Source organism: Streptomyces sp. NPDC020362 (assembly GCF_040642095.1).
GTDB lineage: Bacteria > Actinomycetota > Actinomycetes > Streptomycetales > Streptomycetaceae > Streptomyces.
This window is the reverse complement of sequence record NZ_JBFAET010000135.1, coordinates 1-24,775: the sequence shown is the minus strand read 5'-3', so window position 1 is coordinate 24,775 and position 24,775 is coordinate 1. Positions and strand designations below refer to the sequence as shown.

The 24,775-nt window shown below is 70.2% G+C and carries 21 protein-coding genes and 1 pseudogene; 11 read left to right on the top strand and 11 right to left on the bottom strand.

Translation table 11 applies throughout. The features are described from left to right. Positions 1-401: 401 nt before the first annotated feature. Positions 402-1,493 carry a hypothetical protein gene (locus tag AB0H32_RS33630; RefSeq protein WP_361128598.1) on the top strand — a complete coding sequence of 364 codons (1,092 nt, stop codon included), beginning with the start codon at positions 402-404 and terminating at the stop codon, positions 1,491-1,493. A 191-nt stretch (positions 1,494-1,684) separates the two neighbouring features. Here AB0H32_RS33630 and AB0H32_RS33625 read toward each other — a convergent pair whose 3' ends face one another. After that, positions 1,685-2,467, bottom strand: coding sequence for a DUF899 domain-containing protein (locus AB0H32_RS33625; protein WP_361128595.1), 783 nt, complete (start codon positions 2,465-2,467; stop codon positions 1,685-1,687). 544 nt (positions 2,468-3,011) lie between these two features. Beyond that, positions 3,012-3,617, bottom strand: a complete 606-nt coding sequence (locus AB0H32_RS33620; RefSeq protein WP_361128592.1) for a TetR/AcrR family transcriptional regulator — start codon at positions 3,615-3,617, stop codon at positions 3,012-3,014. A gap of 117 nt (positions 3,618-3,734) precedes the next feature. Here AB0H32_RS33620 and AB0H32_RS33615 point away from each other — a divergent pair, with 117 nt between their 5' ends. The 5 genes and pseudogenes from AB0H32_RS33615 (at position 3,735) to AB0H32_RS33595 (ending at position 8,801) form a co-directional block, all read left to right on the top strand. Beyond that, entirely contained in the window at positions 3,735-4,652 is a 918-nt protein-coding gene (locus AB0H32_RS33615) for an alpha/beta fold hydrolase (RefSeq protein WP_361128590.1), read from the top strand. A 360-nt stretch (positions 4,653-5,012) separates the two neighbouring features. Then, positions 5,013-5,295 (top strand): annotated as a pseudogene (locus AB0H32_RS33610) (hypothetical protein); the annotation flags it as partial. A 728-nt stretch (positions 5,296-6,023) separates the two neighbouring features. Next, positions 6,024-6,533 carry a hypothetical protein gene (locus AB0H32_RS33605; RefSeq protein WP_361128587.1) on the top strand — a complete coding sequence of 170 codons (510 nt, stop codon included), beginning with the start codon at positions 6,024-6,026 and terminating at the stop codon, positions 6,531-6,533. Between the two features lie 253 nt (positions 6,534-6,786). Continuing rightward, a complete protein-coding gene (locus AB0H32_RS33600; protein ID WP_361128585.1) occupies positions 6,787-8,073 on the top strand; it encodes a GNAT family N-acetyltransferase in 1,287 nt (428 codons plus the stop codon). A gap of 299 nt (positions 8,074-8,372) precedes the next feature. Continuing rightward, entirely contained in the window at positions 8,373-8,801 is a 429-nt protein-coding gene (locus AB0H32_RS33595) for a hypothetical protein (RefSeq protein ID WP_361128582.1), read from the top strand. Here AB0H32_RS33595 and AB0H32_RS33590 read toward each other — a convergent pair. Beyond that, the gene (locus AB0H32_RS33590; protein ID WP_361128580.1) at positions 8,777-9,718 is read right to left on the bottom strand and encodes a helix-turn-helix transcriptional regulator; all 942 of its coding nucleotides are present in this window, start codon (positions 9,716-9,718) and stop codon (positions 8,777-8,779) included. The genes AB0H32_RS33595 and AB0H32_RS33590 overlap by 25 nt on opposite strands. A gap of 132 nt (positions 9,719-9,850) precedes the next feature. Here AB0H32_RS33590 and AB0H32_RS33585 point away from each other — a divergent pair, with 132 nt between their 5' ends. Further along, complete coding sequence (locus tag AB0H32_RS33585; protein WP_361128577.1) at positions 9,851-10,588, top strand: SDR family oxidoreductase; 738 nt, start codon at positions 9,851-9,853, stop codon at positions 10,586-10,588. A gap of 235 nt (positions 10,589-10,823) precedes the next feature. Next, positions 10,824-11,558, top strand: a complete 735-nt coding sequence (locus AB0H32_RS33580; protein ID WP_361128575.1) for a hypothetical protein — start codon at positions 10,824-10,826, stop codon at positions 11,556-11,558. 169 nt (positions 11,559-11,727) lie between these two features. On the opposite strand, the gene AB0H32_RS33575 is transcribed toward AB0H32_RS33580, so the two are convergent. After that, positions 11,728-12,771, bottom strand: coding sequence for an NAD(P)-dependent alcohol dehydrogenase (locus AB0H32_RS33575; RefSeq protein ID WP_361128572.1), 1,044 nt, complete (start codon positions 12,769-12,771; stop codon positions 11,728-11,730). Positions 12,772-12,951: 180 nt separating this feature from the next. Here AB0H32_RS33575 and AB0H32_RS33570 point away from each other — a divergent pair, with 180 nt between their 5' ends. Both AB0H32_RS33570 and AB0H32_RS33565 read left to right on the top strand, forming a co-directional pair. After that, complete coding sequence (locus tag AB0H32_RS33570; RefSeq protein ID WP_361128570.1) at positions 12,952-13,866, top strand: helix-turn-helix transcriptional regulator; 915 nt, start codon at positions 12,952-12,954, stop codon at positions 13,864-13,866. Between the two features lie 248 nt (positions 13,867-14,114). Beyond that, positions 14,115-14,348, top strand: a complete 234-nt coding sequence (locus AB0H32_RS33565; protein ID WP_361128567.1) for a hypothetical protein — start codon at positions 14,115-14,117, stop codon at positions 14,346-14,348. Between the two features lie 42 nt (positions 14,349-14,390). Here the strand turns inward: AB0H32_RS33565 and AB0H32_RS33560 are convergent, their stop codons facing one another. From AB0H32_RS33560 to AB0H32_RS33530, 7 genes are all read right to left on the bottom strand, one after another. Next, positions 14,391-15,161 (bottom strand): antibiotic biosynthesis monooxygenase, encoded by a 771-nt coding sequence (locus AB0H32_RS33560; protein WP_361128565.1) that lies wholly within the window; start codon positions 15,159-15,161, stop codon positions 14,391-14,393. A 154-nt stretch (positions 15,162-15,315) separates the two neighbouring features. Beyond that, positions 15,316-15,828: a hypothetical protein gene (locus AB0H32_RS33555; RefSeq protein ID WP_361128563.1), complete on the bottom strand. Its 513-nt coding sequence runs from the start codon at positions 15,826-15,828 to the stop codon at positions 15,316-15,318. Positions 15,829-16,350: 522 nt separating this feature from the next. After that, positions 16,351-19,653 (bottom strand): S8 family peptidase, encoded by a 3,303-nt coding sequence (locus AB0H32_RS33550; RefSeq protein WP_361128561.1) that lies wholly within the window; start codon positions 19,651-19,653, stop codon positions 16,351-16,353. A gap of 242 nt (positions 19,654-19,895) precedes the next feature. Next, positions 19,896-20,579, bottom strand: coding sequence for an ABC transporter ATP-binding protein (locus AB0H32_RS33545; protein WP_361128558.1), 684 nt, complete (start codon positions 20,577-20,579; stop codon positions 19,896-19,898). 149 nt (positions 20,580-20,728) lie between these two features. Then, a complete protein-coding gene (locus AB0H32_RS33540; protein WP_361128556.1) occupies positions 20,729-22,168 on the bottom strand; it encodes an ABC transporter permease in 1,440 nt (479 codons plus the stop codon). Positions 22,169-22,300: 132 nt separating this feature from the next. Next, on the bottom strand, positions 22,301-23,545 hold the full coding sequence (locus tag AB0H32_RS33535; protein ID WP_361128553.1) for an Ig-like domain-containing protein: 1,245 nt from the start codon (positions 23,543-23,545) through the stop codon (positions 22,301-22,303). Between the two features lie 226 nt (positions 23,546-23,771). Further along, positions 23,772-24,119: a hypothetical protein gene (locus tag AB0H32_RS33530; protein ID WP_361128550.1), complete on the bottom strand. Its 348-nt coding sequence runs from the start codon at positions 24,117-24,119 to the stop codon at positions 23,772-23,774. 110 nt (positions 24,120-24,229) lie between these two features. On the opposite strand from AB0H32_RS33530, the gene AB0H32_RS33525 reads away from it, so the two are divergent. Beyond that, positions 24,230-24,598: a hypothetical protein gene (locus AB0H32_RS33525; protein ID WP_361128547.1), complete on the top strand. Its 369-nt coding sequence runs from the start codon at positions 24,230-24,232 to the stop codon at positions 24,596-24,598. Positions 24,599-24,775 lie beyond the last annotated feature (177 nt).

Genomic DNA, 24,775 nt, shown 5'->3' with positions numbered 1-24,775 from the left:
TTTTGCCACAAACCCCCCTAAAAAACAAACCGTCTGCGGGGTCAAACCCCCACCTGCGGGTGGGGCCGCGCGCGTCCCCCACACCGCGCGCGCGCCGCACAACCGACACGGGCCCGCACAACCGACACGGGCCCGCACGACCGACACGGGCCCGCACAACCGACACGGCGACGCGAGCCCACACGACCGACACGAGCCCGCACAACCCACACAAGCCCGCACGACCGACACGGCGACGCGAGCCCACACGACCGACACGGGCCCGCACAACCCACACAAGCCCGCACGACCGACACGGCGACGCGAGCACGCGCGAGCCGCACAACCCGCGCGCAGCCCGGCGGAGCAGCCGCCGGCCGCGCACATCCCCGACCTCTCCCGACGAACGGACCGAACCCCCGATGACCGTCCTTCTCTGGATCCTGGGCATCCTCGCCCTCCCCGTGGTGATCGCCGCCGTGTGGTTCACCGGCGTGTTCGTGAAGGAGCTGTTCTCGCCGAGCCCTCCGGGCGCCGACGAGGCGGCCGACGCCGCGGAGCGGCTCGGTCTGCTGCCCGCCGAGCGGCAGGACACCGAACACGCCGCACCGCTGCCCGCGCCGTGGGCCGAGGCCCTCGCCGCGGTGCGGGGCGGCGACTGGCAGCCCGCCGCCGAGGCGCTGCGCGGCATCGGCCGGGACTGGGAGCGCCGTACGACGCTCTCCGGGCTGCTGGGCACGCTCGCGGCCGAGGACGACGCCTGGCTGCTCGCCTGGGAGGCCGCGCGCCCCGATGACCCTGACGCGGCCGTGGTCAGGGCACAGAGCACGGTGTACCTGGCCTGGGAGCTGCGGGGCGCGAAGATGGCCCGGTACACGACCCAGGAGCAGTTCGAGGGCTTCCACCGGACGCTGGCCGGCGCACGCGAGGAGATCGCGCGGGCGGCCGCCCTCAACCCCGACGACCCCACGCCGTACATCACGGAGATCTGGGTGGCGCTCGGCCTCGGTCTTCCGCACGCGGAGATGGACAAGCTCTGGGCGGAGATCACCACGCGCGCCCCGCACCACTTCGGGGCCCACTACTCGGCCCTCCAGTACTGGTGCGCGAAGTGGCGGGGATCCGAGCAGCAGGCGTTCGACTTCGCCGAGCGCGCGGCGGCCGATGCTCCGCTGGGCAGTCTGCTGTCGGCGCTGCCGCTCGTCGCGCACTTCGAGCACGACGAGTCGACCGACGTCGCGGCCGACAGCACGCCCGAGATGGTGGCCCGGGTCGACGCGGGCCTCGCGGACGCGGCGGCCGCCGACCCCGAACACCCCGGCCTGGCGCAGCTGCGCCACCTGCTGGCGTTCTATCTCCACCTCCAGGACCGGCACGAGGCCGCGCTGGAGCAGTTCAAGCTGGTCGACGGGTATGTGGACGCACTGCCGTGGAGCTACCGGGGCGACGAGTCGGCGGCGTACTACTGCCGGGTACGCAACGAGACGGTGCAGGCGGTGACGGGCGGGGCCTGACCGGAGTTCGGCGCACGACCCGGCCGTCGTAGAGCGTGCCGGCCCGGTGCGGCCGGCCCCGCCCCTCCCCCGGCGAACCGCCCACCGATCGGGCGCGCGGGGGGGGGCCGTTCGCATCGTCCGGAGGTTCCGCCCGGCACCTGCCGCCTTTGCCGACGCCGTCGACGACATGCCGTCGACGGCAAGGCACGTCAGTGGTGGTGGCCGTGCCGGCCGAGGGTCTCCACGGGGGTCGCGCCGGGGCGGGTCCACTGCGGCACGGGGCGGCTGGTCGGGCCCCAGGTGGCGTTCCCGTCCGCGTCCGAGCGCCAGGACCAGCACGCGCTGCCGCCTTCGGGCCGGCCCTCGGGGTTGTCCTCCCACGCCTCGCCACGGCCGTGGGGCGTCATGTCGAGCAGGCCCAAGGACCCGTTGACCCGTTCGTTGCCACGGCCCGTCGTGGAGTAGGTGAGGAACACGCGGTCGCCGTCGCGCAGGAAGCAGGTGATGTAACCCATGTCGCCGCCGACCGGCGCCTCCACGTCGCGCACCGAGTACCAGGGCTGGGTGTAGCCCATGAACTCGACGTAGGAGGCCACCTCGTCCCAACGGCCCGTGGTCAGGATGGCGAACGAGACGCCGCGGGCGTTGAGGTAGACGGCGTCCTTCAAGTGCCAGGCCGTGGTGGTGCAGCCCTCGCACTGCCCCTGGTGCGGCGCGCCGTCGTACCACATGTGCTTGTAGACCACGAGCTCGTCGCGGCCCTGGAACAGGTCCAGGAACGGGACCGGGCCGTCGGGTCCGACCACCTCGACCGTCCCGTCGAGCTCCACCATCGGCAGCCGGCGGCGGGCCGCGGCGAGTGCGTCGCCCTCGCGGGTGTGGGCCTTCTCGCGGAGCAGGAGCTCGTCGCGGGCGGTCTGCCAGGTGGCCAGGTCGACGACGGGCGGGCGGCCGGGCAGCGCGGTGGTCGGGTCACTCGGTGTGTTCGTCATCGCGTCCTCCGTGGTGTCTCGTGCCGGGCAGCGTCGTACGACGCCCCACGACGGTCACCGGTACAGACTCGCGCGCCGGCCGGAAATCATCGCGGCAGCCGGCGCCCGCGGCCGAGCCCGCACGGACCACGTCGGGCCGACAGGTGCACGGACGCGCTCGGAGACCGGGTGGATCCCGGACGAAGCCCACGCGGCCACGGGCTTCTTGGCCTCATTCGACGCGCTGCAGCCATCCCCACCGGGGCGCCCGTGGCGCCGGAAACCCGCACCGTGCAGCGGCCGGCGCTTTCCGTGGCGGCGCAGGGCGGTCGAAAGCAAGTGGCCGCCCGAACCGGCCGACCGCACGCTGTACGCCGTGGAAGAACCGCAATGCGGGATCCGTGCGGCCCACGCGGAAACCACCGTCACCGTCCACCAGGCGTACTCCCCCGGGAATCGGCCTGCCCGCCGTCCACGAGGGCCGGTTCCCCGCCGCGTGGAAGCGGGACAGGATGACGTGGGTCATCGAGCCGCGTCCATGGACCCCGTCAGTGGGCGAACCCCGTCAACCGGCCTGGAAGATCCGGTTCAGGTGACGATTCAGGATCGCCGTTGCGGACTCCGGGCTGCGCTGGCCGACGAGGATGCTGGTGCCTAGTCCGGCCGACATGGCGAGCAGGCCGGCTGCTTCGTCTCTCGCGTCGATTCCAGGCCCGGTGAGATCGGCCTCCTGTGCCTGCCGGAGGAGCCCGGTGAGGGTGTCCTCGGCGGCATCGGGGTTCGCGATGAAGGGCTGGGCGGCCAGGGCCTCGTCGGTCACGGCCAGGACGGCGTACGAGGTGTAGAGGAGGTGGAAGGTGCGGCTTTCGTCATCGGTCGGCAGTGCCGCCATCAGAAGCGCCTCGATCACGGCGCGTGGGCCCGGACTGCTCCCGGCGGCTCGAACCCGGGCGGCGACCCGCTCCGAGAACCTCTCCGTCAGATGCTGCAGCCCGAAGAGCAACAGCTTCTCCTTGGTCTCGAAGTAGTACTGGACCAGCCGCAGTGACACGCCGGCCTCCGCTGCCACATCGCGCATCCCCACTGCGTGAAGCCCGCGCCGCCCCGCGACCCTGACGAGTGCCTCGGCGATCTCGGTTCGTCGTTGTGCATGGTCCACGCGTTTCGGCATCGGTTGCGCCTCTCGTCCGTCTGCACCGGTTGCTCGGCCCTTTTCATGATACAGCCGTATCAAATTCATGGTACGGTCGTATCACAACCGAGTTGTTGCCTCTGGAGGTGGCCTTCCGTGCCCGAGACCACGACCCGCGAACGCGTCCGGCCCGACGTAGGGCGGTATGTGAGCGACACCCTTCGCGAGCGTTACTTCTCCGCGTGCGACGCCCTCTACGCCATGGGTGCGCCGGCTGTCGCGCAGGAGGACGTGGAGACCAGCTTCGGGACGACGCACGTCTACCGGTACGGCCCCGACGATCCGGTCGGCGCCTCCCGCACCCCGGTGGTCCTGGTGCATGGCGCCGGCAGTTGCTCCGCGATGTGGTATCCGAACACTCCGGATCTCAGCGCCGAGCGCCCCGTGTACGCGATCGACACACCCGGCGACCCCGGCCGCAGTGTTCAGCGTGAACCCATTCACCAGCCCGAAGATGCCGCCCAGTGGCTGGACGAGACACTCGCCGGACTCGGCCTCGACCGCGTGCACCTGGTCGGTTCCTCCTATGGAGGATGGCTCACCCTGAATCAGGCACACCGCAGGCCCGCACGCCTCGCCTCGGCCACTCTGCTCGACCCCGGCGGCCTCGAGAAGGTCGGCCTGCGTTTCTTCGTCTGGATTTTCGTCAGCCTCTTCGCGACCTTCGCGCCCAAGGGGCTGCGCCCTCGGCTGGCGGCCTGGCTGGAGCAGCCGGTCCTCGTCGTGCCGCAGTTGCGCGCGATGATCAGAGCGGGCGTCCGCGCCTACCGCATTCGCCGCCCGGCTCCGCTGCCTCTGTCCGAGGAGGAACTGTCCACCATCCGCACCCCGCTCTATCTGGTGCTCGGCAAGCGAAGCCTCCTTGTGCATCCGGCGCGGCAAGTGGAGCGCGTTCCGCGGCTGATACGGGGCGCCCGGGCCGAGATCGTCTCGAACACGGGTCACGGGCCGCAGATCGACCACGCGGCCGAGGTCAACCGCCGGATCCTGGGTTTCATGGACTCGATCGGCTGACGGGCGCGGACCCGGGCGGGTCCCAGCCGCCCTCTCCGGTCCAGTGACCGTCTCCCGTCAAAGGGTTGTGGACACGGTCCGCGCAGCCGGTCTCGTCGCACACGGAGTTCACCCATCCGCACGTCTGCCTGCATGAACCACCACGTCCTGGTCACCCTGGGCCCCTCCCCGGACTTCGACACCGAAGGCACGTCAGCGCCGTTCGCTTCTGCGCAAGCTTTGAGGATGTCTTCGGCGCGGGGCGGCAGCAGCCCCGTACGGACTCGGCGTCCGTATCCAGGGCGCACGGCTGAACGCGGAACCGGGGCACATCTCACGGCCGACTGCCAGGTCGCGGCCCGAAGTGTGGATCATGGAGTGGTGGTGAAGTGGACCAAGGAGGCGGCTCCGGTGGAGCAGCAAGCGTGAACCGGCGCTTTCCCCGTACCAACAGGCCATGGGGGATCGACTCCTCGCCGCCCCCGTGGTGCCCGCGCCCGAGCCCTGGCGGCCCGTCTTCGAGTACGAGTACGGCGTCCCTGTCGGCGGACTTCTCGGCATCGGCTTCGCGTCGCACCCCGACAGCGGCATCGACCTGGTGATGGTCGTATCCCGCGACGGTCACGGCCTCTTCGACGCCGTCACCGGGGAGAAGATTGCCCGGCCCGCCGGCCGGCTGCGGCCCATGGGTCACCATGTGTGCCGGCCTCCCCCACAGGCGTGACCGGTCGGCCGGACCACCGGGTAACGGATGAGGCACGACGACTCCCGGCAGCAGCAAGATCCTTAGTGTCTCTGGCATGGACGGAATCGATGTTGCCAACGGAGTGGTGGGCGCCGTACTCGGCATGGTCTGCGCCGTGCTGTTCCAACAGCCGCTGCAGGACGCCTGGTACCGACTGCGCAAGCGCTCCACGACCGCGATTCGCACCATGCGACGGCAGGACGAGTCGGGGCCCGCCTGGCAGACGTTCTCGCTCGGGCCCCTGCGGACTTCCGCATTGATCGTCGAAGGCGACGGATCGTCTCCGGTGCCCCCGGAGGCCATCAACGTCCAGGTACTCGACGAAGAGGTGGTTCTGCCACCGGACATGGCCGACTGGCGGGACGAAATCGCCGAAGAGGGCGAGCGACTGCGGGCGGAGGGACGCACACCGCTGTGGAACGGTCCGCGCTACGCCGTCGAGTCCTTCGACATCTCCCGTACCCCTCTCGACGAGACGCCCGAAATCCACCTGAGGCTGCGCCCTACCGACTACTACACGTTCCTCGCCGCTCAGCAGCTGGACCGTAGGCTCTCCGACGGCGCCACGCCCCGGACCCGCTATCTGGATCCCGACGACCCACTGGCGGCCGTCCTTTCTCCAGTGCAGCTTCGCCGTCAATGTCGCCGTGGTCACGGCCGACGACATGCTCGTCGTGAGCCAACGCAGCAACCGGGTCCGCATGGCACCGGGTGTCTGGAACTCCTCCGTCAACGAGGGTCTTTCGAGGCACATCGATTCTTCGGGCAGAAGCGCACCCGACCTGCACGCCGTGGCCCGTCGCGGGATGCGGGAGGAGCTGTCCCTGGAGCCCCACGAATACTCTCTCGATCTCCTGGCCTTCGTCCTGGACGTGGACAAGCGCCACTGGAGCGGTCACTTCCATGCCAGGCTGAAGGACCTCTCGAGCACGGGTCTTCAAGCGCGCATGAGCCGCGGTGTCGCCGATCGCTGGGAACACCAGACCATCGACTACGTTCCCTTCCGTCCGGCGACAGTGGTCAAGTACATGCTGCGGACCAATCGCATCCACCGCTGGGCACCCCTGGCTCCGTCCCTCTTCCATCTCTCCCTCGTGCACGCATACGGCCGCACGCTTGTCGAGCGGGTGGAGGCACAGGTCCTGCGCCGCCTGTGATTCGTCCACCGGCCGACGGTGAGGGCTCATCGGACGTTGGACGGTGCAGTCACGCTGACTGTGCCGTGAGCGCGGGTGCGCCTCAGGTTCAGTTGGCTCTGGCGTCTCCTGCCCCGTCGGCGCAGCTCCCGTGGAGGGCTGAGCCGTGCGACACCAACGGCTCTGCCGCGAGGATGGTGACCCGCTTGCGCGCCCTGCTCAGCGAGAGCCGAGGCCGACAGTAGGGAAGAATGGGACTCCCGCGCCGGGTGAGGTGGTGGCGATGCCCGCTTGGCATCTGCGTGACTATCACGACGACGATCTCGACCAGGCCATCCAGATCTGGGACCAGAGCCGCCTGACCGACGAGCACCGGGTGTTTCCGGTCTCCGAGGTGATGGCCGCGGCCAAGACCGGTCAGACGGCGGTGGTCGCAGTGGTCGGTGATCAACTGGTGGGCATGGCCGTGGCGCAGGCCTTCGGCAAGCGGGGGTGGATCCTCCTGGTGGCCCTCGCGTCCCGATGGCGCGAGCGCGGGATCGGAAGTGCTCTCCTCACCGAGCTGGAACGGCGCCTGCGGGCCCTGGGCGTGCGCCACGTCAGCGCGCTGCTGCCTGCCAGTGCCGCTGGGACGAAGGCCCTGGAGAACTCCGGCTACCGGTTCCGCGACGACCTGACCTACTACGAGAAGATCGAGCCGCCCGGAACCGCCGACGCCGACGTCCTCGCGGCGCTGGGCGGCCGCATGCTGCCCGACGGGCTCTGGGACGCCATGGCCGGCATGGAGCGGGAGAAGCAGATCGTCGAACGCCGCGTCGTGCTCCCGCTGACCGAGCCGACGCTGGCCGACCGCTACGGCGTCGCCCCGCCCAAGGCGATCATCCTGTTCGGCCCGCCCGGCACCGGAAAGACCAGTTTCGCCAAGGCGGTGGCCTCGCGGCTCGGGTGGCCGTTCGTGGAACTCTTCCCCTCCCGGCTCGCTGCCGACACGAGCGAGGGGCTGGCCGTCGCGCTGCGGGAGGCCTTCGCGGACCTGGCAGAACTGGACTCGGTGCTTCTCTTCATCGACGAAGTCGAGGAGATCGCCGGTGCGCGCTCCGGAAAGGCGGTCGATCCCGGGCACGGAGTGACGAACGAACTGCTCAAACTCATCCCCCTCTTCCGCGAGCACGACGCGCGCCTGCTGGCCTGTGCCACCAACTCGGTCCGCTCTCTCGACGCGGCGTTCCTGCGACCGGGCCGGTTCGACTACGTCATCCCCATCGGCCCTCCGGACCCCGCCGCCCGCGCGGCGATCTGGGCCCGCTATCTCAGGGCCTGCGCCGACTCCGTGGATGTCGGCCAACTGGTCGAGGCCAGCGAGCTGTTCACCCCGGCCGACATCGAATTCGCCGCCCGCAAGGGCGCACAGGCCGCATTCGAGCGCGAAGTCACGCATCGCGAGGGCCGACCGGCCACCACCGAGGACTACATGAGCGCCATCGCCGACACCCGGCCGACTCTCACCACACAGATGATCGAGAAATTCGCCGAGGACATCGACACGTACAGTCGGCTCTGAGACCGATGCGGATGCCCGACCGATCGACGGGAGAGAGACGTGGGACGTGGTCCCCGAGGCGTATCGCCGGCAGTCCCGGAAGAGGAACCCGGCGGGCCACTGCGGCCCGGGCGGGACGGGAGCCGGGCCCAGCAGGACGGGAGCCGGGCCCAGCAGGACGGGGGCCGAGCCGAGCGGGACGGGGGCCGAGCCGAGCGGGTCAGGGGCCGAGCCCAGCAGGACGGGGGCCGAGCCGAGCGCCCGGTTCGGTACGAAGTGGAGCGCGTCCTGCCGGGCGGGCCCGGCGCAGGCCTGGTCGGATGACCGACGACGTGCGGATGTCCGCGTTCGGTGACCGCCGCGTCGGCGAGTTCAGCTTCCGGGAGCACCTGGAGATGATCCGGACGCGGCCGGGCATGTACGGCCTGGACGGCTCCTACGGCCCCTACGTCACCTACCTCTACGGCTACGACGCAGGCACGCGCGACAGCGCGCTGCTCGGCTTCCGGGAGTGGCTGCTCCTGAAGCTGGGGCGTCGCAGCAGCTTCGTGTGGTCGCGCCTCGTGACGGAGCTGGTTCTTCCGGAGGTCTGTCCCGGTGCCTCCTTCAGAGATCTGGACGACAGGCAGAACGAGGTGGCCGTCGAGGCACTGTTCGGGCTCCTCGGGGAGTTCCTCCATGCCCGCGATGCCGAGCGGGACGGACTGCGGAGAATCTTCCGCGACTACTCGCTCCGCTTCCGCGACTGAGCGGTGGGCCGACGAGGCCGACGACCGCGATCGCCCGGATCCGTACCGTCGCAAGGATCCGTACCGTCCGCCGGATCCGTACCGTCCGCCGCTTCGGGGCTGCCGGCCCGATCCGTGCCGTCGGCCGGAACCGTGCCGTCGGCATAGACGACCAGCGTCTGTTCGAGCTGTTCGGCCAGGTGGAAAGCGGTGTACGCGTACTCGACGACTCCACGGTGGGGGTGGCGCAGCCGCTTGCGGCCGCTGTGCCGGGGCTGCACCTCGTACCGGGGCCACCAGCTCCGCGCTTCCTCGCTGCCCTCGTTCAGCTCGTCGACGAGCCGGGAGTAGCGCGGGTCGTCCGGGTGACGTTCGGTGAGGGTCCTCAGCCGGGCGAGCAGGCCGCGTGCCTCGGGCTCCCAGTCGACCAGGACCTCCCTGGCCACGGGATCGAGGAACACCCAGCGCACGAGGTTGGGCGGCCGGTCCGCCCCGGTGACGAGCCCCGGGAACAGTTCGTCGGCCGCCTCGTTGTGGCTGAGCACGTCGTAGGTGCCGTCGATGATGTACGCCGGGCTGGGCTGGAGCAACAGGGGGACGGCTGCAGCCTCGGCGGGGAGCCGCGTGCGTTCCTCGGCCTCGGCCGCGGGGGCGTGGCCGGCGAGCCGCAGGAGATGGCCGCGCTCGTGCGCATCGAGCCGCAGAGCCGTGGCCAGGGCGGTCAGTACCTGTTCGGAGGCGCGGATCTCGCGTCCCTGCTCCAGGTACGTGTACCAGGTCGCGCTGATACCGGCGAGCAGGGCGAGTTCCTCCCGGCGCAGTCCCGGGGTCCGTCGGCGTCCGGTGCGGGGCAGGCCGACCTCGTCGGGGGTGAGGCGTTCTCTCCGGCTGCGCAGGAACGCACCCAGCCGGCGGCTTCGGTCCGGCTGTACAGGCATGAGGCTGCCACCTCTGGTTCCAGAATAAATGCGGTCTGGATACCAGGCTAAGGCTCCCGAAGACTGCTGTGCGAGCACAGGCTGCGGCCGCCGGCACTGCCCGCCGCTGCCGAGAACCGAGAGGACGACGTCATGACCGGAATCAAGGGCAAAGTGGTGGCGATCACCGGGGCGAGCGGAGGCATCGGCGAGGCCACCGCGCTGCTGCTGGCCGAACGGGGCGCGCGCCTCGTCCTCGGCGCGCGCCGTACCGATCGCCTGGCGGATCTGGTGGACCGGATCGAGAAGGCGGGTGGCGCGGCCGTGCAGATCCGCACCGACGTGACCCGGCGGGACGATCTGAAGGCCCTGGTCGCGCTGGCCCTGGAGCGCTTCGGCCGGCTCGACGTGCTCGTCGGCAACGCCGGGTCCGGGACCATCTCGCCCCTCGACGATCTGCGTGTCGACGAGTGGGACCAGATGGTCGACGTCAATGTGAAGGGTGTGCTGCACGGAATCGGCGCCGCGCTGCCGGTCTTCCGCGCGCAGGGCGCCGGCCACTTCGTCACCACGGCCTCCACGGCCGCCTTCCGCATCGTGCCGAACATGGCCGTCTACGCCGGCACCAAGGTCGCGGTCCGGGCCATCTGCGAAGGACTGCGCCAGGAGGCCGGTGACGGTCTGCGGGTGACCGTCGTCTCGCCCGGTCCCGTCGCCACGGACTTCGCCGAGGCTTCCACGAACAGCCGGGTCAGAGCGCAGATCATGGAGATGCGGGACCGTATCGCCATCCCGCCCGAGGCCGTCGCCCGGGCGATCTCCTTCGCCGTCGAGCAGCCCGCCGGCGTCGACGTGAGCGAGATCGTCGTCCGCCCCACGGCCCAGGCCTGACGTCCGCCCCTCCGCCCGGGCCTGACGCTCGCCGTGTCCGGACGGACCGGGCGTGTGGGGTGCTGTCGGGGTCAGCGGTCAACGGACGGCAGACAGCAGACAGCAGACAGCAGACAGCAGACAGCAGTGTCACGGTCATCGAGGCGACGGTAATTGGCGCGACGGCACCGGCTCCTCCCCCGTACATTCGCCCCTCGCGAAGCTCGCGCTCGGACGCACAAGGGGAGGAACCGGGATGGCCGGTCATACGTTCCTGGTGGGCGGCGGCTGGAACGCCCCCGAGGTGTACGCACCGTTTCTGCGGGCGGCCGCGGGTGGAGGGGGCGGTCTGCCGCGGATCGGGTGCGTGATCGTCGACGAGGGTGACGGGCGGCGGCAGTTCGACCGGTACGCGGAGGCGCTGGGTAAGGCCGGGGCGTGTGTGCCCGTGCCGTTCTTCGTGCCGCTCGGCGGGCGGTTCGAGCCCGACGGCGTGCTGGACGGCGTCGACGGACTGCTGGCGTGCGGCGGGCTGACGCCCGCGTATCAGGAGGCGTTCGCCGGCTGCCTGGACCGGCTGCCGCGGCTGCTCGCCGAGCGCGGGATCCCGTACGCGGGGTTCTCCGCGGGTGCGACCGTCGCCGCGCGGCGGGCGGTGGTCGGCGGGTGGCTGCTGGACGGGGTGCCGGTGTGCCCGGAGGAGACCGGCGAGGACCTGGAGGAGATCGAGGTACGGGCGGGTCTGGGGCTCGTGCCGTTCGCGGTGGACGTGCATGCCGCGCAGTGGGGGACGCTGCCGCGGCTGGTCGCGGCGGTCGGGCGCGGGGCGGTGCCGTACGGCGTCGCCGTGGACGAGAACACCCTGCTGGAGGTGGCCGCCGAGGGGGCCCGGGTGGCGGGGCGCGGGCGCGTGCACGTCGTACGGCGCGGTGGGGACGCGGGCGTGACCGTGCGCTCGTACGCCACCGGGGAGACCTTCGGCCTGGACTGACCCCGGGCCCGGGCGCCACCCCCGGCCGGCCTCACTTCGGTGACCGACCGGGGTGCCCGGCCGGCCTCACTTCCGTGACCGGCCAGGGGTGCGAGTCATGCCCGGCCGGCCCGCCGCCTCACCCGCACCCCGCACTGCTGCTCAGCGCACCGGTGGCAGGCCGGGCGGTTCAGATGGTGGCGGTGTCGATGACGAAGCGGTAGCGGACGTCGCTGGCCCGCACCCGGTCGTACGCCTCGTTGACCTGGTCGGCCCGGATCAGCTCGATCTCCGCGCCCAGGCCGTGCTCGGCGCAGAAGTCCAGCATCTCCTGGGTCTCGGCGATGCCGCCGATGCCGGAGGTGCTGATGCTGCGGCGGTTGCCGAGCAGGGACTGGAGGACGATCTGCACCGGCTCCTCGGGGAGGCCGACGTTCACCATGGTGCCGTCCGTGCGCAGCAGGGACAGGTACGCGGCGAAGTCGAGCGGCGCCGAGACGGTGTTCAGGATGATGTCGAACGTGCCCGCCAGCTCCTCGAAGGTGTCCGGGTCGCCGGTGGCGTGGTAGTGATCGGCACCCAGCCTCAGGCCGTCGTCCTTCTTGCGCAGGGACTGCGACAGGACGGTGACCTCGGCGCCGAGCGCGTGCGCGATCTTGACGCCCATGTGGCCGAGACCGCCCAGACCGACGACGGCGACCTTCTTGCCGGGGCCGGCGTTCCAGTGCTTCAGGGGCGAGTACGTGGTGATGCCCGCGCAGAGCAACGGTGCGGCCACGTCCAGCGACAGCCCCTCGGGGATGCGGACGACGTAGTTCTCGTCGACGACGACCTTCTCGGAGTAGCCCCCGTAGGTGGGCTCGCCGTCCTTGCCGGTGTCGTTGTAGGTCCAGGTCGGGCCGCCCCTGAGGCAGTACTGCTCCAGGCCGGCCCTGCAGTTGTCGCACTCCCGGCAGGAGTCGACCATGCAGCCGACGCCCACCCGGTCACCGACGGCGTACCGCGTCACGCCGGAGCCGACCTCGGCGACGACGCCCGCGATCTCGTGGCCGGGGACCATCGGGAAGATGCCGGGCGCCCAGCCGTCCTGGGCCTGGTGGATGTCGGAGTGGCAGATACCGGCGAACTTGATGTCGATCAGGACGTCGAACTCGCCGACCGCGCGCCGCTCGATGGTGGTCCGCTCCAGCGGGGCCTTCGGTGCGGGTGCGGCGTAGGCAGCAACAGTGGTCATGCCGGGTTCTCCTAGCAGCGGTTTCGTGCCCGGTTGCCTTCCCACCGGGTACGTGGTCCAGCCTGCATCCGATCCACCTGCACCACCCAGTCCACGGGTTTGCGTACGACCGCTGTGCCTACCACTGGCGGGGTCAGGCTCATGGGCGTACGACCAGGTGACAGGGCCGATACTGACGTCATGGACGAACAGCCGGATGCGGCCGCGACCGGTCGGCCCCTGGACCGGCGGGCCGAGCTGAGCGAGTTCCTGCGCAGCCGGCGGGCCCGGCTGAAGCCGGAGGACGTGGGGCTGCCCGACTTCGGACGGCACCGCCGGGTGCCCGGGCTGCGCCGCGAGGAGCTGGCCCAGCTGGCCGGCGTGTCGGTGGCGTACTACACGCGGCTGGAACAGGGCAACGGACGGAACGTCTCGGCGGAGGTCCTGGACTCGATCGCCCGCGCGCTGCGGCTGACGGACGCCGAGCAGGCCCACCTCAGCCACCTGGCCAAGCCGAAGGCCCACAAGAAGAAGCCCGCGGCACGGCAGCAGCAGGTACGGGGGGCGCTGCGTCAGCTGCTGGACACCATGGACGGCGTGCCCGCGTACATCGCCGGCCGTCGCTCGGAGATCCTCGCCTGGAACCCGATGGCGGCGGCGGTCTTCGGCGACTGGTCGCAGCTCCCGCCCGGCGAGCGGAACTGGGCCCGGCTGGTCTTCCTGCACCCCGAGTACCGCGACCTGTTCGTCGACTGGGAGCAGAAGGCGATCGACATCGTCTGCGCCCTGCGCATGGACGCGGGCTGCTACCCGGACGACGCGCGGCTGTCCGCCCTGGTCGGCGAACTCTCGGTGAAGAGCGAACAGTTCCGGCGTCTGTGGGCCACCCACGACGTCAAGGAGAAGAGCCACGGCGTCAAGCGGCTGCACCATCCGCTGGTCGGCGACCTGTCGCTGAACTACGAGACGTTCCGGGTGGCGGACGACGGCGACCAGGCGCTGATCACCTATCACGCGGAGCCGCACTCCCCGTCGGCACAGGCCCTGCGCCTGCTGGCCAGCTGGGGCACGGACGCGACCCGTGCGGGCAAGGACAGTTCGACGCCGTCGCACTGACAAAGGGCTCAGCCTCGGCGGCGGCATGCCCGCTCTCACGGACTCTCGTCTGCTCCTGGCCAACATGCCGGAAGGCCTGCGCGAGGCACGCCCTCGGTGTTGCGGCTGATGGCGTCGATGTCGCGGGAGCGGAAGGACGGGGTTCACCGAAGAGGAGATCGGGAAGCGCACCGAGTGGCCGGCCAAAACTGCAATTGGCAGAGCAGGGTTCCGCTCAACAGGCGGGAAGACTTCGAGAGCGAGTGGTGATGGCGTCCCTGGTCTACTTCAAGAAGCTGTCCGAGCAGCCGGGCTCCATCCGCTACTCGTTCGGCGAGGACCCCGCGGAGATGGACCGTACGCTCACCATGGACACGGCCAGCCGTACCTCGACGTCCGACGACGACAATGCCGACTACACGTTCCTGAAGGCGTCCCGAAGGATCAACTCCTTGTTCGAGGAGCACAGCCAGTGGCCGGAACGGGGCATGAGCGCCAGCTGAGGTACGGCGAGCCGGGCGCCTCCGATGCGATGAACTCGCCGATCACCCCTGATACGGCGGCATCGCCCCCCAGTTCCACTTCGGCACCGGCTGCTCCGCCGGCGGCTTCGCGTTCGGGGACGAGAAGTACAGGGCCAGGCGCGTGCCCCATTCCACGTATGCCAGGAACGCCGAGCGGAACTCCGCGTCCTTCGGGAGGCCGGCGTCGTCCGCCGCGTCCTGGATGAGGTTGACCCAGCGCCGGCGCTGGGGCTCCGTGATGTGCTTGCCGAAGTGTTTGGCGACCATGTGGCCGTGGCCGCCCTGGGTTTCGGAGTACGTCGTCGGGCCGCCGAAGACCTCGCCGAGCCAAAGAGCGACGTGGGCGGCGTGCTCGGGTGCCAGGTCCGCGAAGAGGGGGGCCAGGAGGTCGTCCTTCAGGACCTTGTCGTAGAAGGCCTCGGTCAGGCGGGAGAAGGCCTCGGCGCCGCCCGCCCAGTCGTACAGGGAGGGGACGGCGGCCCCGGTGCCGTGCACGCCGGTCGGCGTGTAGTGGCGCATCTCCTCGATGTTCTCGACGTACGGGCGGATCTCCGCGAAGAACCGCGGAAAGAGCTCCGACTTGCGAAAGCCCTCCAGATGCTCCTTCGTGGACGTCCAGGTGATCCGCAGGACGTAGGACTCGGGCTCTTCTTCACAGCACGTCAGTTCGTAGTCGACGCACTGCGGGGCCGCGGCCAGCTGGGCTGCCGCGCGGGTGTAGGCGGACAGGAACTCCGCCGACTGCTGCTCGGAAATGCGGTAACGGATGTACTCGACCGTGTGAGCCGTCATGCGCCCACACAAACACGAACACCTCACCGGAGGCAGTAGCTCCGGTGGACTGTCCGCTCAGCGCTCAGCGAACGACGGGCTCCGCCCTGAGCGCAGAGCCCCTCCTCCTCCTGACCGGCCGGAGCACGGACGCGACCGGAGCGGTACCGCCGGTCTAGTCTTCGACGCCCAGGTCGGCCCGCATCTGCCGGCGCATGGCCGTCAGGAGCGGCTCGGCCTCCTTCAGATCGATCAGGGCCTGCTCGGCACTCTCCCCCTCCAGGGCCCGCCCCCGGTCGAGCCGTTTGACGACGGCGTCGATACGGGCGAGCACCCGGTTGACGGCACGGGAGGCATCCAGGATCCGCTCGGGTACGACCATCTGCACCTCGGCGTACCGGTCGCGGTACACCCGCCGGGCCTCCTCCAGCTGCTCGCGGTCGTGCTCGGTGTAGACACCGTCCCGGGTCCGGTGCAGGGCGTCCTTCAGCAGGGTGTGGAGCTGCCGCGAGGCCCGGTTCATGGCGGTGTACGCAGCCCGCCGCTCCTCGAACAGCCGTCTGCGCTCGGCCCGTTGGTCCTCCGCGTCCCGCCGCCGGTCGGCGTGCCGCTGACTGACTATGGGGGCGAGGAGCGTACCGAGGACACCGACGACGGCGGTGATCATGGCGGTTACGGCAACGGTCACGGAGGGGAGCCTACGTCGGCCCGTCTCACCCCGCACCAACCGGTTGCCGTTGGCGCAGCCCGGGGAAGAGGGCAACATCGGCCCCTCCCGTCACAGGAAGGTGTGCACGGCGACCCAACGGCAACTTCTCGGCCCAGCCGAGGGCCGACTCCGCCCTGAGCGCGGCAACGAAGGGAGCCCCCTGCGTGTTCGCTCAGGACGAGAGCAGGGCCACCGGGCGCCCTGGAGTCACGGACGGGGGACGAGTCCGGGCACGTTGTCGGCGACTTCGGTCGAGGTCGGCGACCCCGACCCGCGCGCCCTGCCGGTCCTCCGCCAGGCCTCCGCCGCCGATGAGTCCGGCCGTGGCCCGGCCCTCGTCGGCGCGCTCGCCGAGCGGTGGGGCATGGTCCCGGAGACAGACCGCACAACGGTCTGGTGCGAGCTGGTGACCGGGCCGGAGCGAACGGACGGCCCGCCGGAAGCACCAGCTTCCAGCGGGCCGCTCGATACCGGTTACCGGTCCACTCGGCTACCGACGGCTCACTTGCCGTAGTACGCGTTGTAGATCGTGATCGTCGACGTGTTGCCCTTCCTGTCGGCGATCTTGGCGCGGAAGGAGATGCCCTTGCCCTTCGCCGGGTTCTTCACGGTGATCTTTCCGCCGCGGACGTCGACCTTCCTGAAGGTCTTGCCGTCGTAGGAGACGTAGACGGACAGGGACTTCAGGTTGCCGCCCGCGGCCGATCCCTCCACGGTGACCGGGAAGGTGACCTTGCGGCCGGCCTCGACGCGGCTGTCCAGACCGGTCCTGGCCCCGAAGTACAGGGCGGAGGCGGGGAGTTTGGCCATGGCGCCGGCCGGCTTCTTGGAGCGGAAGGTCCAGGTCGCGTCGATCCGCGAGGAGGCGGCCGCGACCTTGGCCGAGCGCTTGACCGAGGTGGTCAGCCTGTACGCGGCGTCACCGGCCGGGACCTTGAAGACCTTGTCGCCGAAGAGCGGGTCGTCGTTGGAGCCGACCTTGGTGCCGTTGCGGTACAGGGTCGTGGTCACCGAGGAGAACGTCGAGTACCCGGTGTTCCTGGCGCCGTCGGCGAACAGCGGCAGCACGCCGTAGATGGTGTTGCCGTCCCGGAACAGGCCGAGGTCGGCGTCGACCAGCGGGGCGAAGACCGCGGTGTTGATGGTCCTCGTGTAGGTCCTGCCCGCCGTGAAGGACTGCGCGCCGACCGAGTACGCCGAGTCGGCGACCGGGAAGCCGTCCTGGCCGGCAGCGCCGTCCTGCTCGAACTCCAGACCCCACTTCACACCGCCCTTGGCGGACAGGTGCAGGGTGCGGGTGCCGGGCAGCTTCTGCGGGATGCTGATGCCGGAGGCGCCGGAGCTGCCGGGCAGCCAGCCCGAGGCGGTGACGGAGCCCTTCTTGCCGCTCGCCGTGGCGCCGAGCCGGGCCTTGACGGTGGCCAGGTCACTCGCCTTGTAGTGCTTGGTGTAGCCGGTGGCGAGCTGCTTGACCGGGCCGCCGCCCGTGACGTCGTACTGGTCGGTCGCGCCCTTGGTCCAGTGGCCGTCCCACTGCTGGAACAGCGTGCCCGGGGGCAGGGCGGGGCCCAGGTGGGCGGTGTGGAAGTTCTTGTACGTGTCGAGGAACCAGCCGTAGCCGTACTGGTTGCCGTCGATCGTGACGTCCCACTCCGGCGAGGCGAACACGGACTTGACGCCCGTGGCCGGGACGGTGATGTCCACCGGCCTGGCCTTGCGCGCGTCGATCGTGATCGTCTGCTTCTTGCCGACGGTCAGCTTCGGCTGGGCGATCGAGTCGATGCCCTTGGTGGCGTCCTGCGGGTCCTTGAAGACGGCGGTGTTGAGGATGTACGTGCCCTTGGGCGCACGCACCTTCACCGTGCCGGACTTGTCGTACGGGGTCAGCTCCTGGCCGCTCGCGAGGCCCGCCACACCGCTGAGGTCGGCGTTGTAGTACGGAGCCGGCTTGCCGTCACGGCCGATGAACTTCAGCGTGACGTCGTACGACTCCACCTCGCGCTGCACCGCGGCGGCCGTGCGGACGGTCTGCCCGCCGCCGGTCGCGGTCACGTAGGAGGAGTAGGCGCCGTCGAGGGTGCCGCCCAGCCTGGTGTTCACCGTGAGGCCGACGGAGGCCTTGCCGTGCGCCGGGACCGTCACCGTGCTCGCGCCGAGCTTGAAGAAGCCCGCCGGGGCCGCCTGGCCCTTGGGGTCGGTGGCGGTGCTGGTCAGGCTGAGCGTGACGTCCTTGTCCCCGAGGTTGCGGTACGTCAGCTGCTTCGTGACCGGAGTGTCGTCGGTGTGCGGCCACTGCTGCACACCGAAGGCGACCGAGACCGGGTCGGCGATCACGGACTGCTTGATCGCCTTGTCCACCGCGATGCGCCCCGAACCCTGCTGGAACGGCGTGTAGTTGCCGCCCTTGGCGGAGCCGGTGAGCACGCCCTTCAGCTCGGCGTAGCCCCAGTCGGGGTGCTCCTGCTTGAGGATCGCGGCGGCGCCCGCGACGTGCGGGGTGGCCATAGAGGTGCCGTCGAGGGTCAGATAGCCCTCGGGCTTCTCGCCGACCTCCTTGTCGATGACGCTGCCCTTGGCCGCGGCAGCGGTGATGCTCACGCCGGGAGCGGTGACGTCCGGCTTGATGGCGCCGTCGCCGACGCGCGGGCCGGTGGAGGAGAAGTCCGCCAGCTTGTCGTTCTTGTCGACGGCGCCGACGGTGATCGCGGCGTCCGCGCTGCCGGGCGAACTGATCGACTGGGGGCCGTCGTTGCCCGCGGCGATCGCGAACAGGACGCCCTTGTCGGCGGAGAGCTTGTCGACCTCGGCCTCGAGCGGGTCGATCCCGGGCGTGTCGGAGGCGCCGAGGCTCAGGTTGATGACGGAGGCGCCCTGCGAGGCCGCCCACTCCATTCCGGCGAGGATGCCGGAGTCGTCACCGGAGCCGGTGTCGTCCAGGACCTTGCCGTTGAGGAGCTTGGCGTCCGGAGCGACGCCCTTGTACTTGCCGCCCGACTTGGCGCCGGTGCCCGCCACGATGGAGGCGACGTGCGTGCCGTGGCCGAAGTGGTCCTTGGCGTCGGCCGCGGCGGTGAAGTTCTTGGACTCGATCACCTGGTCCTTGAGGTCCGGGTGGGTGGTGTCCACACCCGTGTCCAGGACGGCGACCTTCACGCCCTTGCCGGTGTAGCCGGCCGCCCACGCCGTCGGGGCGCCGATCTGCGGCACGGACTTGTCGAGCGAGGCCTTGCGGACGCCGTCGAGCCAGACGTGGGCGATGCCCGAGGCGGTCCTTTCGCCGTTGGTGACCGCTTGCCACAGCTCGGCGGTGTCCTTGACCGGGGTCTGCACGGCGTCCGCGTTCAGCGCCCGGAGGCTGCGGCGCAGGTGGCCCGCGTCCCGGACGCCGGCCTTGGCCGACGCGGCGGTGCCGCGGTAGCCGACGATGACCTTCAGGCCGTTCTTCTGGGCCGTGCGGGTGGCGGCCTTGTTCAGCTCGGTGATGTCGAACAGGCGTTGGTCCAGCGTGCCGGAGGCGACCAGGCGGGCCGCGTCCGCGGGGATGACGAGCGTGTGCCCGCCGGCCTTGCGGACCTGGAAGGGTATGTTCTCCCGTCCCTTGGCCCGCTGCAGGCCGACGACGCGGCCCTTGCCGTCGAGGGCGACACGGTCGCCGGTGATCAGGGTGACGTGGTGCTTGGCGGTGAGCGAGGAGGCCGCGACCGGGGCGTGCCGGCCGGGCTTCGCCGACGCGGGGCTGGTCATACCCGCTGCGAGGGCGACGGCTGCGGCGGTGGCGACGGTGGCCGCAGCTGCTCTTTTCACTTGTCTGCGCAAGTTCTCCCCCTGGAGATGGAGTACCGGGCGAATTCCCCATTCACCCGGCGGGGGGCCGTCCCGTACATCTGCACGTCAGCCCCCCGGGTGCCGAAGTATGCCGGGGGGTGATCTGACGGCTCAATAGATGAGAGGACGGTGAGAAAGCGCTGCCCGGAACTGTTACGTACCGGGTGGGACACCGTTACTGAATCGCGAAGTCCCTCGTCTACGAACGGTGTTATACGCCCTCAGGCACCCGCGTTCTCCTTCACGGTGATCCGGCCCTTTCGGATGGTGGCCAGCCGCGGGGCCTTCTTCGCGATGGCGGAGTCGTGGGTGACCATGATGAAGGTCAGCCCGTGTTCCTTCCACAGGCGTTCGAGCACGTCCATGATCTCGTCGCGCATGCCCTCGTCGAGGTTGCCGGTCGGCTCGTCGGCGAGGAGCACCTTGGGCCGCTTGACCAGCGCGCGGGCGATGGCGACGCGCTGCTGCTGGCCTCCGGACATCTCGGAGGGCAGATGGGACAGGCGTTCGCCGAGGCCGACGGACTTCAGCGCCTCTGCGGCGAGTTCGCGCCGTTCCTTCACCTTGATACCGAGGGGGACGAGGGCGGTTTCCACGTTCTCCTGGGCGGTGAGGGTGGGGATGAGATTGAAGGACTGGAAGACGAAGCCGATGTTCTCGCTGCGGACCTTTGTCAGACGGGCCTCGGAGAGTTTGGCCAGATCGATTCCGTCGAGGACGACTTCGCCGGTGGTCGGGCGGTCGAGGCCGCCGAGCATTTGCAGTAGCGTCGACTTTCCGCCGCCGGTGGGGCCCTGGATGACGAGTCTGTCACCGTCCCCGATGGTCAGGTCGATGCCGTCCAGGGCGCGGACGGTGTCCTTGCCCCTGGTGTAGTGCTTGGTCACGTTTCTGAGGTCGTACATGGTGGCTCCTGGGTGGGGTCTGCGGTGGTCTGCGTCGTTCGCGGCTGCCGGTGAGTGGGGGGCTGGTCGCGCCCGCGCGGCGGAGCCGCACATCGATCCAGTCCCGCGCCCCTCGAGTCGGCACGCTCGGCCTTGCCGCCAAGTGGCCCCTACTCCACGCGCCGCAGCGCATCGGCCGGGCGCAGCCGGGACGCCCGCCAGCCGCCGAACGCCCCCGCGATCAGTCCGCCGGCCACCGCCAGGCCCACCGCGAGGGCGATCGTCGTCACGCTGACCGGGGCGGTGAGGGCCACTTCCAGGGTCCTGGCCGCGCGGCGGCCGGGGCCGCCGAAGCCACCGCCGCCGAACCCGCCGCCGGCGCCCCCGCCCAGCTGTGCCTGCAGGGTGGGGCTGACGGCCGTGACGGCGTACGCGCCCGCGAGGCCCAGCGCGATGCCGAGGGCGCCGCCGACCAGACCGTTGACGACGGCCTCGCCGACGACCTGCCGGGTCACCCGGCCCGACTTCCAGCCCAGGGCCTTCAACGTGCCGAACTCGCGCACCCGGCGGGAGACTGCGGAGGAGGTGAGCAGACCGGCGACCAGGAACGCGGCCACGAGCACCGCGATGGACAGCCACGTGCCGACCTTGGTGGCGAGGGAGGACGCGGTGGACAGGGAACCCGAGACCGTCTTGGCGAGGTCGGAGGAGGTGGTGACCGTCGTCCCCGAGACGTTCTTCTGGATCGCGCCCTTGACGCTGTCGATCTGCTGGGAGTCGGTCGCCCTGACGTAGACCGTGGTGACCTTGTTCTTCTCGCCCGCGAGGGTCTGGGCCTGCTGCAGCGGGACGTACAGGTCGGCCGCCGGGTCACCGCTGTCGGCGGTGGCGATGCCGATCACCGTGAACTTGGTTCCCTTGACGGTGACGGTCGAGCCGACCTTGTACTTCTTCTCCTTGGCGTAGGCCGAGTCGGCCACGGCCACCTTGGCGTTCGTCTCGGTGGTCTTGAAGGTACGGCCGCTCGTGATCTTCGAGGAGGTCAGCGGGCCGAGCGCGGACTTGGTGACGTCCGTGCCGAAGACGGTGTACTGGTTGAGGTCGAAGTCCGCGCCGCCGCCCCTCACCTCACCCTGCGGCTGACCGCTGCCGCCGCCCCGCCGGAATCCACCGCCGCCCCCGTTCTGCTGGAACTGGCCGCGGGTGAACTGCCCGCTGACCTTGAACACGTTCAGGCTCAGCCCGCCCACGGCCGACGAGACGCCCTTCTGGGCCGCGACCTTCGTGACGGTGGAGGAGGCCAGGGTGGTGAAGCCCTGCACCATGACGCGGTCGCTGCTCTGGGTGGACTTGTCGTCGTTGCCCCGCGCGTCGAACCGGAAGCGGGGCCGGTCGGAGCCGCTCGCGGCGGGCGCCTGCGCCTTGGTGACGGTCATGTCCGTGCCCAGGCCGTACAGCGACTGGAGCACCTTGTCCTGGGCCTTGCCCATGCCGTCGGACACGGAGCTGACCACGATGACGAGGGCGATGCCCAGCGCGAGACCGGAGGCGACGACGAGGGCCGCCTTTCTACGGCGGCGCAGCTCGCGCCTCAGGTAGGTGAAGAACATGCCCGCAAGTTAGGGACGGACCCTGATGACTCGATAAGGCAGCCATAAAAGGAGCATGAGAAGCCTGTGGCCGCCCCCGGAAACACCGGTGCCGCCCCTGGGGGCGGCACCGGAAGTTCCGTGAACTGGCTGTCAGACGGCCGATCCGGCCTTCCACTGCGCCCAGTCCATGTTCCAGCCGTTGAGGCCGTTGTCCGGGGAGACGGTCTTGTCGCCGGTGTTCTGGACGACCACGACGTCACCGATCAGCGAGTTGCTGAAGAACCACGCGGCCGGCATGTTCGGGTCGCCCGCGCCCTTCTTGTCCTGCAGGCCGACGCAGCCGTGGCTGGTGTTGACGCTGCCGAACACGGACGGGGCACCCCAGTAGTTGCCGTGGATGAAGGTGCCGGAGCCGGTCAGGCGCATGGCGTGCGGCACGTCCTTGATGTCGTACTCGCCCTTGCCGTCGTCGTCCGTGAAGCCGACCGTCGCGCCGTTCATGCGGGTCTGCTTGAACTTCTCGGAGATCACCATCTGGCCCTCGTACGTGGTGTGCTCGGGGGCGCCGGCGGAGATCGGGATGGTCTTGACGACCTTGCCGTCCCGCGTGACCTTCATCTGCTTGGTCTTCGCGTCGACGTAGGAGACCTGGTTGCGGCCGATGTGGAAGGTGACCGTCTTCTGCTGCACGCCGTAGACACCGGAGGCGCCCTCGACACCGTCGAGCGCCAGCTTCAGCGTGACGGTGGAGCCTTCCTTCCAGTAGCTCTCGGGGCGGCAGTCCATGCGGTTGGCACTGAACCAGTGGCAGACGACTTCCTGGCCGCTGCTGGAGGTGACCGTGACGCCCTTCTGGACGGCGGCCTTGTTGGTGATCGCCTTGTCGAAGTTGATCGACACGGGCATGCCCACGCCGACCGTGGCGCCGTTGTCCGGGGTGAAGGTGCCTATGAAGCTGTTGGCCGGGGCGACCGTGGTGAAGGACGCGTTCTCGTGGGCGACCCGGCCGGCGGAGTCCTTGGCCTCCGCGGCGACCTTGTAGGTGGTCGACCGCTGCAGCTGGGTGGTGGGCTTCCAGCTGGTCCTGTCCGCGGACAGTGCGCCCGCGACGGCCTTGCCGTCGGCGGTGGTCATGGTCACGCCGGTCAGGGTGCCCTTGGCGACCCGGACGGCGGCCGAGTTGTTGATGGAGGCGTTGTTGGAGCCGTCCTTGGGCGTGATGGTGATCTGGGCCGCGGACGACTTCTTGGCCGCCGCCGCATCGGCCTTGGCCTGGGATGTGTTGTCGTCGGCAGCCTTGGAATTGCCGCCGCCGGAACATCCGGTGAGTGCCAGCACACCGCCGAGCAGTGCGGACGCGACCGTCAGGCCCTTGCGCCGCTTACTGTCCGTCATCACACGCTTCTCCATCGTCGCCGAATCCGTGAAAACCTCAAGCCCCCGCCGGGAAACATCAACGCTACGGGCGATACATCCGTTTCCGCCGGGTCCGTGAGTGTGGGTCATCCCACGCCCGCCCGCCCGCGAGCGGGGCGGTACGGAAGTCGCTCGTGCGCCCCCCGAGACGAGGAAACCCCGGACGGCGGTTGCCGCCCGGGGTCATGGGGTACCCCCGGAACGCTCAGCCGATGCCGACCTCTTCCTCGTCGTCGTCCGCCCCATCATCCTCGTCCAGCTCCCAGTCCGGCGAGTCCGGGTCGTACTCGATCCGCTCGCTGGACCAGGAGGCCTGCTGGAGCTCCACTCCGGGCACCTCGCTGACCAGGTCGAACGGATCCACCAGATAGGCAAGGGCCTCCGCGGTGTCTTCCGTCACAGCCCCTTCGGCGTGGGCCCGCTCCTCCGGCGGCAGCTCCGGATCACCGGCGAGCCGGCGCAGCGCGGCCTTGGTGACCTGGTCCTCGTCCTGCACCTCCAGGACCAGATCCACCCGAAGCCGTACAAACCGTGATGTCTCTTCAGCGCTCATGCCCGGAGCGTACGACCGAAACCTCCCGTGACTTTCCTGTGACCCGCGCCTTTCACTAACATCGCCCCACACGGCCAATTCGCCAGCACCACAAGGGGGATCGATATTCCGTGTCATCCGCTCGCCGTTCGCTGCTGACCGCCACCGCCGCAGGGACCCTGCTGTGCGCGTTGTGGTTCGTCCCGTCCGCCAACGCGTCGCAGAACGGCCCGGCGAGAACGGCGGGGCAGACCGGTACGGCCACCACGGCGACGCAGGTCGGCCGACAGGCCCGGGCGATGTCCGAGGCCACCACCGAGGCCGCACAGGACACCGCCGAGGCCGCACAGAACACTGCCGAGGCCGCGCAGGACAGCACCGAACTCGCCGACACCGGCGCCTTCGACACCACGCCGTACGTCATCGGCGGCAGCGCGTTCCTCGCCATCGGCGCCGGCTTCGTGGTGTATTCGGTGCGCAGGGAACGCCTCGGCTTCTGATCCCCTCGACGCTTCCTCGGCGGAACACCCGCATTCCGCCCCAGAAGAGATCATCGGGCGTGACGTCCGAACCCGCGGCCAGGGGGCCCCGCCCCCGGGGGGGGGGCCCCCGGCCGCGGGTGGGGGGGGGGGCGGCCCGGGGGGCCGCCCGCGCGCGACAGCAGCGGGCCCCGGGAC

Bases quoted from the DNA above. Each gene is read 5' to 3' on its own strand.
- AB0H32_RS33595 (WP_361128582.1), top strand. From the start codon at position 8,373: ATGACCGACGACGTGCGGATGTCCGCGTTCGGTGACCGCCGCGTCGGC.
- AB0H32_RS33570 (WP_361128570.1), top strand. From the start codon at position 12,952: ATGGACGAACAGCCGGATGCGGCCGCGACCGGTCGGCCCCTGGACCGG.
- AB0H32_RS33545 (WP_361128558.1), bottom strand. From the start codon at position 20,579: ATGTACGACCTCAGAAACGTGACCAAGCACTACACCAGGGGCAAGGAC.
- AB0H32_RS33560 (WP_361128565.1), bottom strand. From the start codon at position 15,161: ATGACGGCTCACACGGTCGAGTACATCCGTTACCGCATTTCCGAGCAG.
- AB0H32_RS33580 (WP_361128575.1), top strand. From the start codon at position 10,824: ATGGCCGGTCATACGTTCCTGGTGGGCGGCGGCTGGAACGCCCCCGAG.
- AB0H32_RS33620 (WP_361128592.1), bottom strand. From the start codon at position 3,617: ATGCCGAAACGCGTGGACCATGCACAACGACGAACCGAGATCGCCGAG.
- AB0H32_RS33585 (WP_361128577.1), top strand. From the start codon at position 9,851: ATGACCGGAATCAAGGGCAAAGTGGTGGCGATCACCGGGGCGAGCGGA.
- AB0H32_RS33630 (WP_361128598.1), top strand. From the start codon at position 402: ATGACCGTCCTTCTCTGGATCCTGGGCATCCTCGCCCTCCCCGTGGTG.
- AB0H32_RS33535 (WP_361128553.1), bottom strand. From the start codon at position 23,545: ATGACGGACAGTAAGCGGCGCAAGGGCCTGACGGTCGCGTCCGCACTG.
- AB0H32_RS33565 (WP_361128567.1), top strand. From the start codon at position 14,115: ATGGCGTCCCTGGTCTACTTCAAGAAGCTGTCCGAGCAGCCGGGCTCC.
- AB0H32_RS33540 (WP_361128556.1), bottom strand. From the start codon at position 22,168: ATGTTCTTCACCTACCTGAGGCGCGAGCTGCGCCGCCGTAGAAAGGCG.
- AB0H32_RS33575 (WP_361128572.1), bottom strand. From the start codon at position 12,771: ATGACCACTGTTGCTGCCTACGCCGCACCCGCACCGAAGGCCCCGCTG.
- AB0H32_RS33590 (WP_361128580.1), bottom strand. From the start codon at position 9,718: ATGCCTGTACAGCCGGACCGAAGCCGCCGGCTGGGTGCGTTCCTGCGC.
- AB0H32_RS33530 (WP_361128550.1), bottom strand. From the start codon at position 24,119: ATGAGCGCTGAAGAGACATCACGGTTTGTACGGCTTCGGGTGGATCTG.
- AB0H32_RS33625 (WP_361128595.1), bottom strand. From the start codon at position 2,467: ATGACGAACACACCGAGTGACCCGACCACCGCGCTGCCCGGCCGCCCG.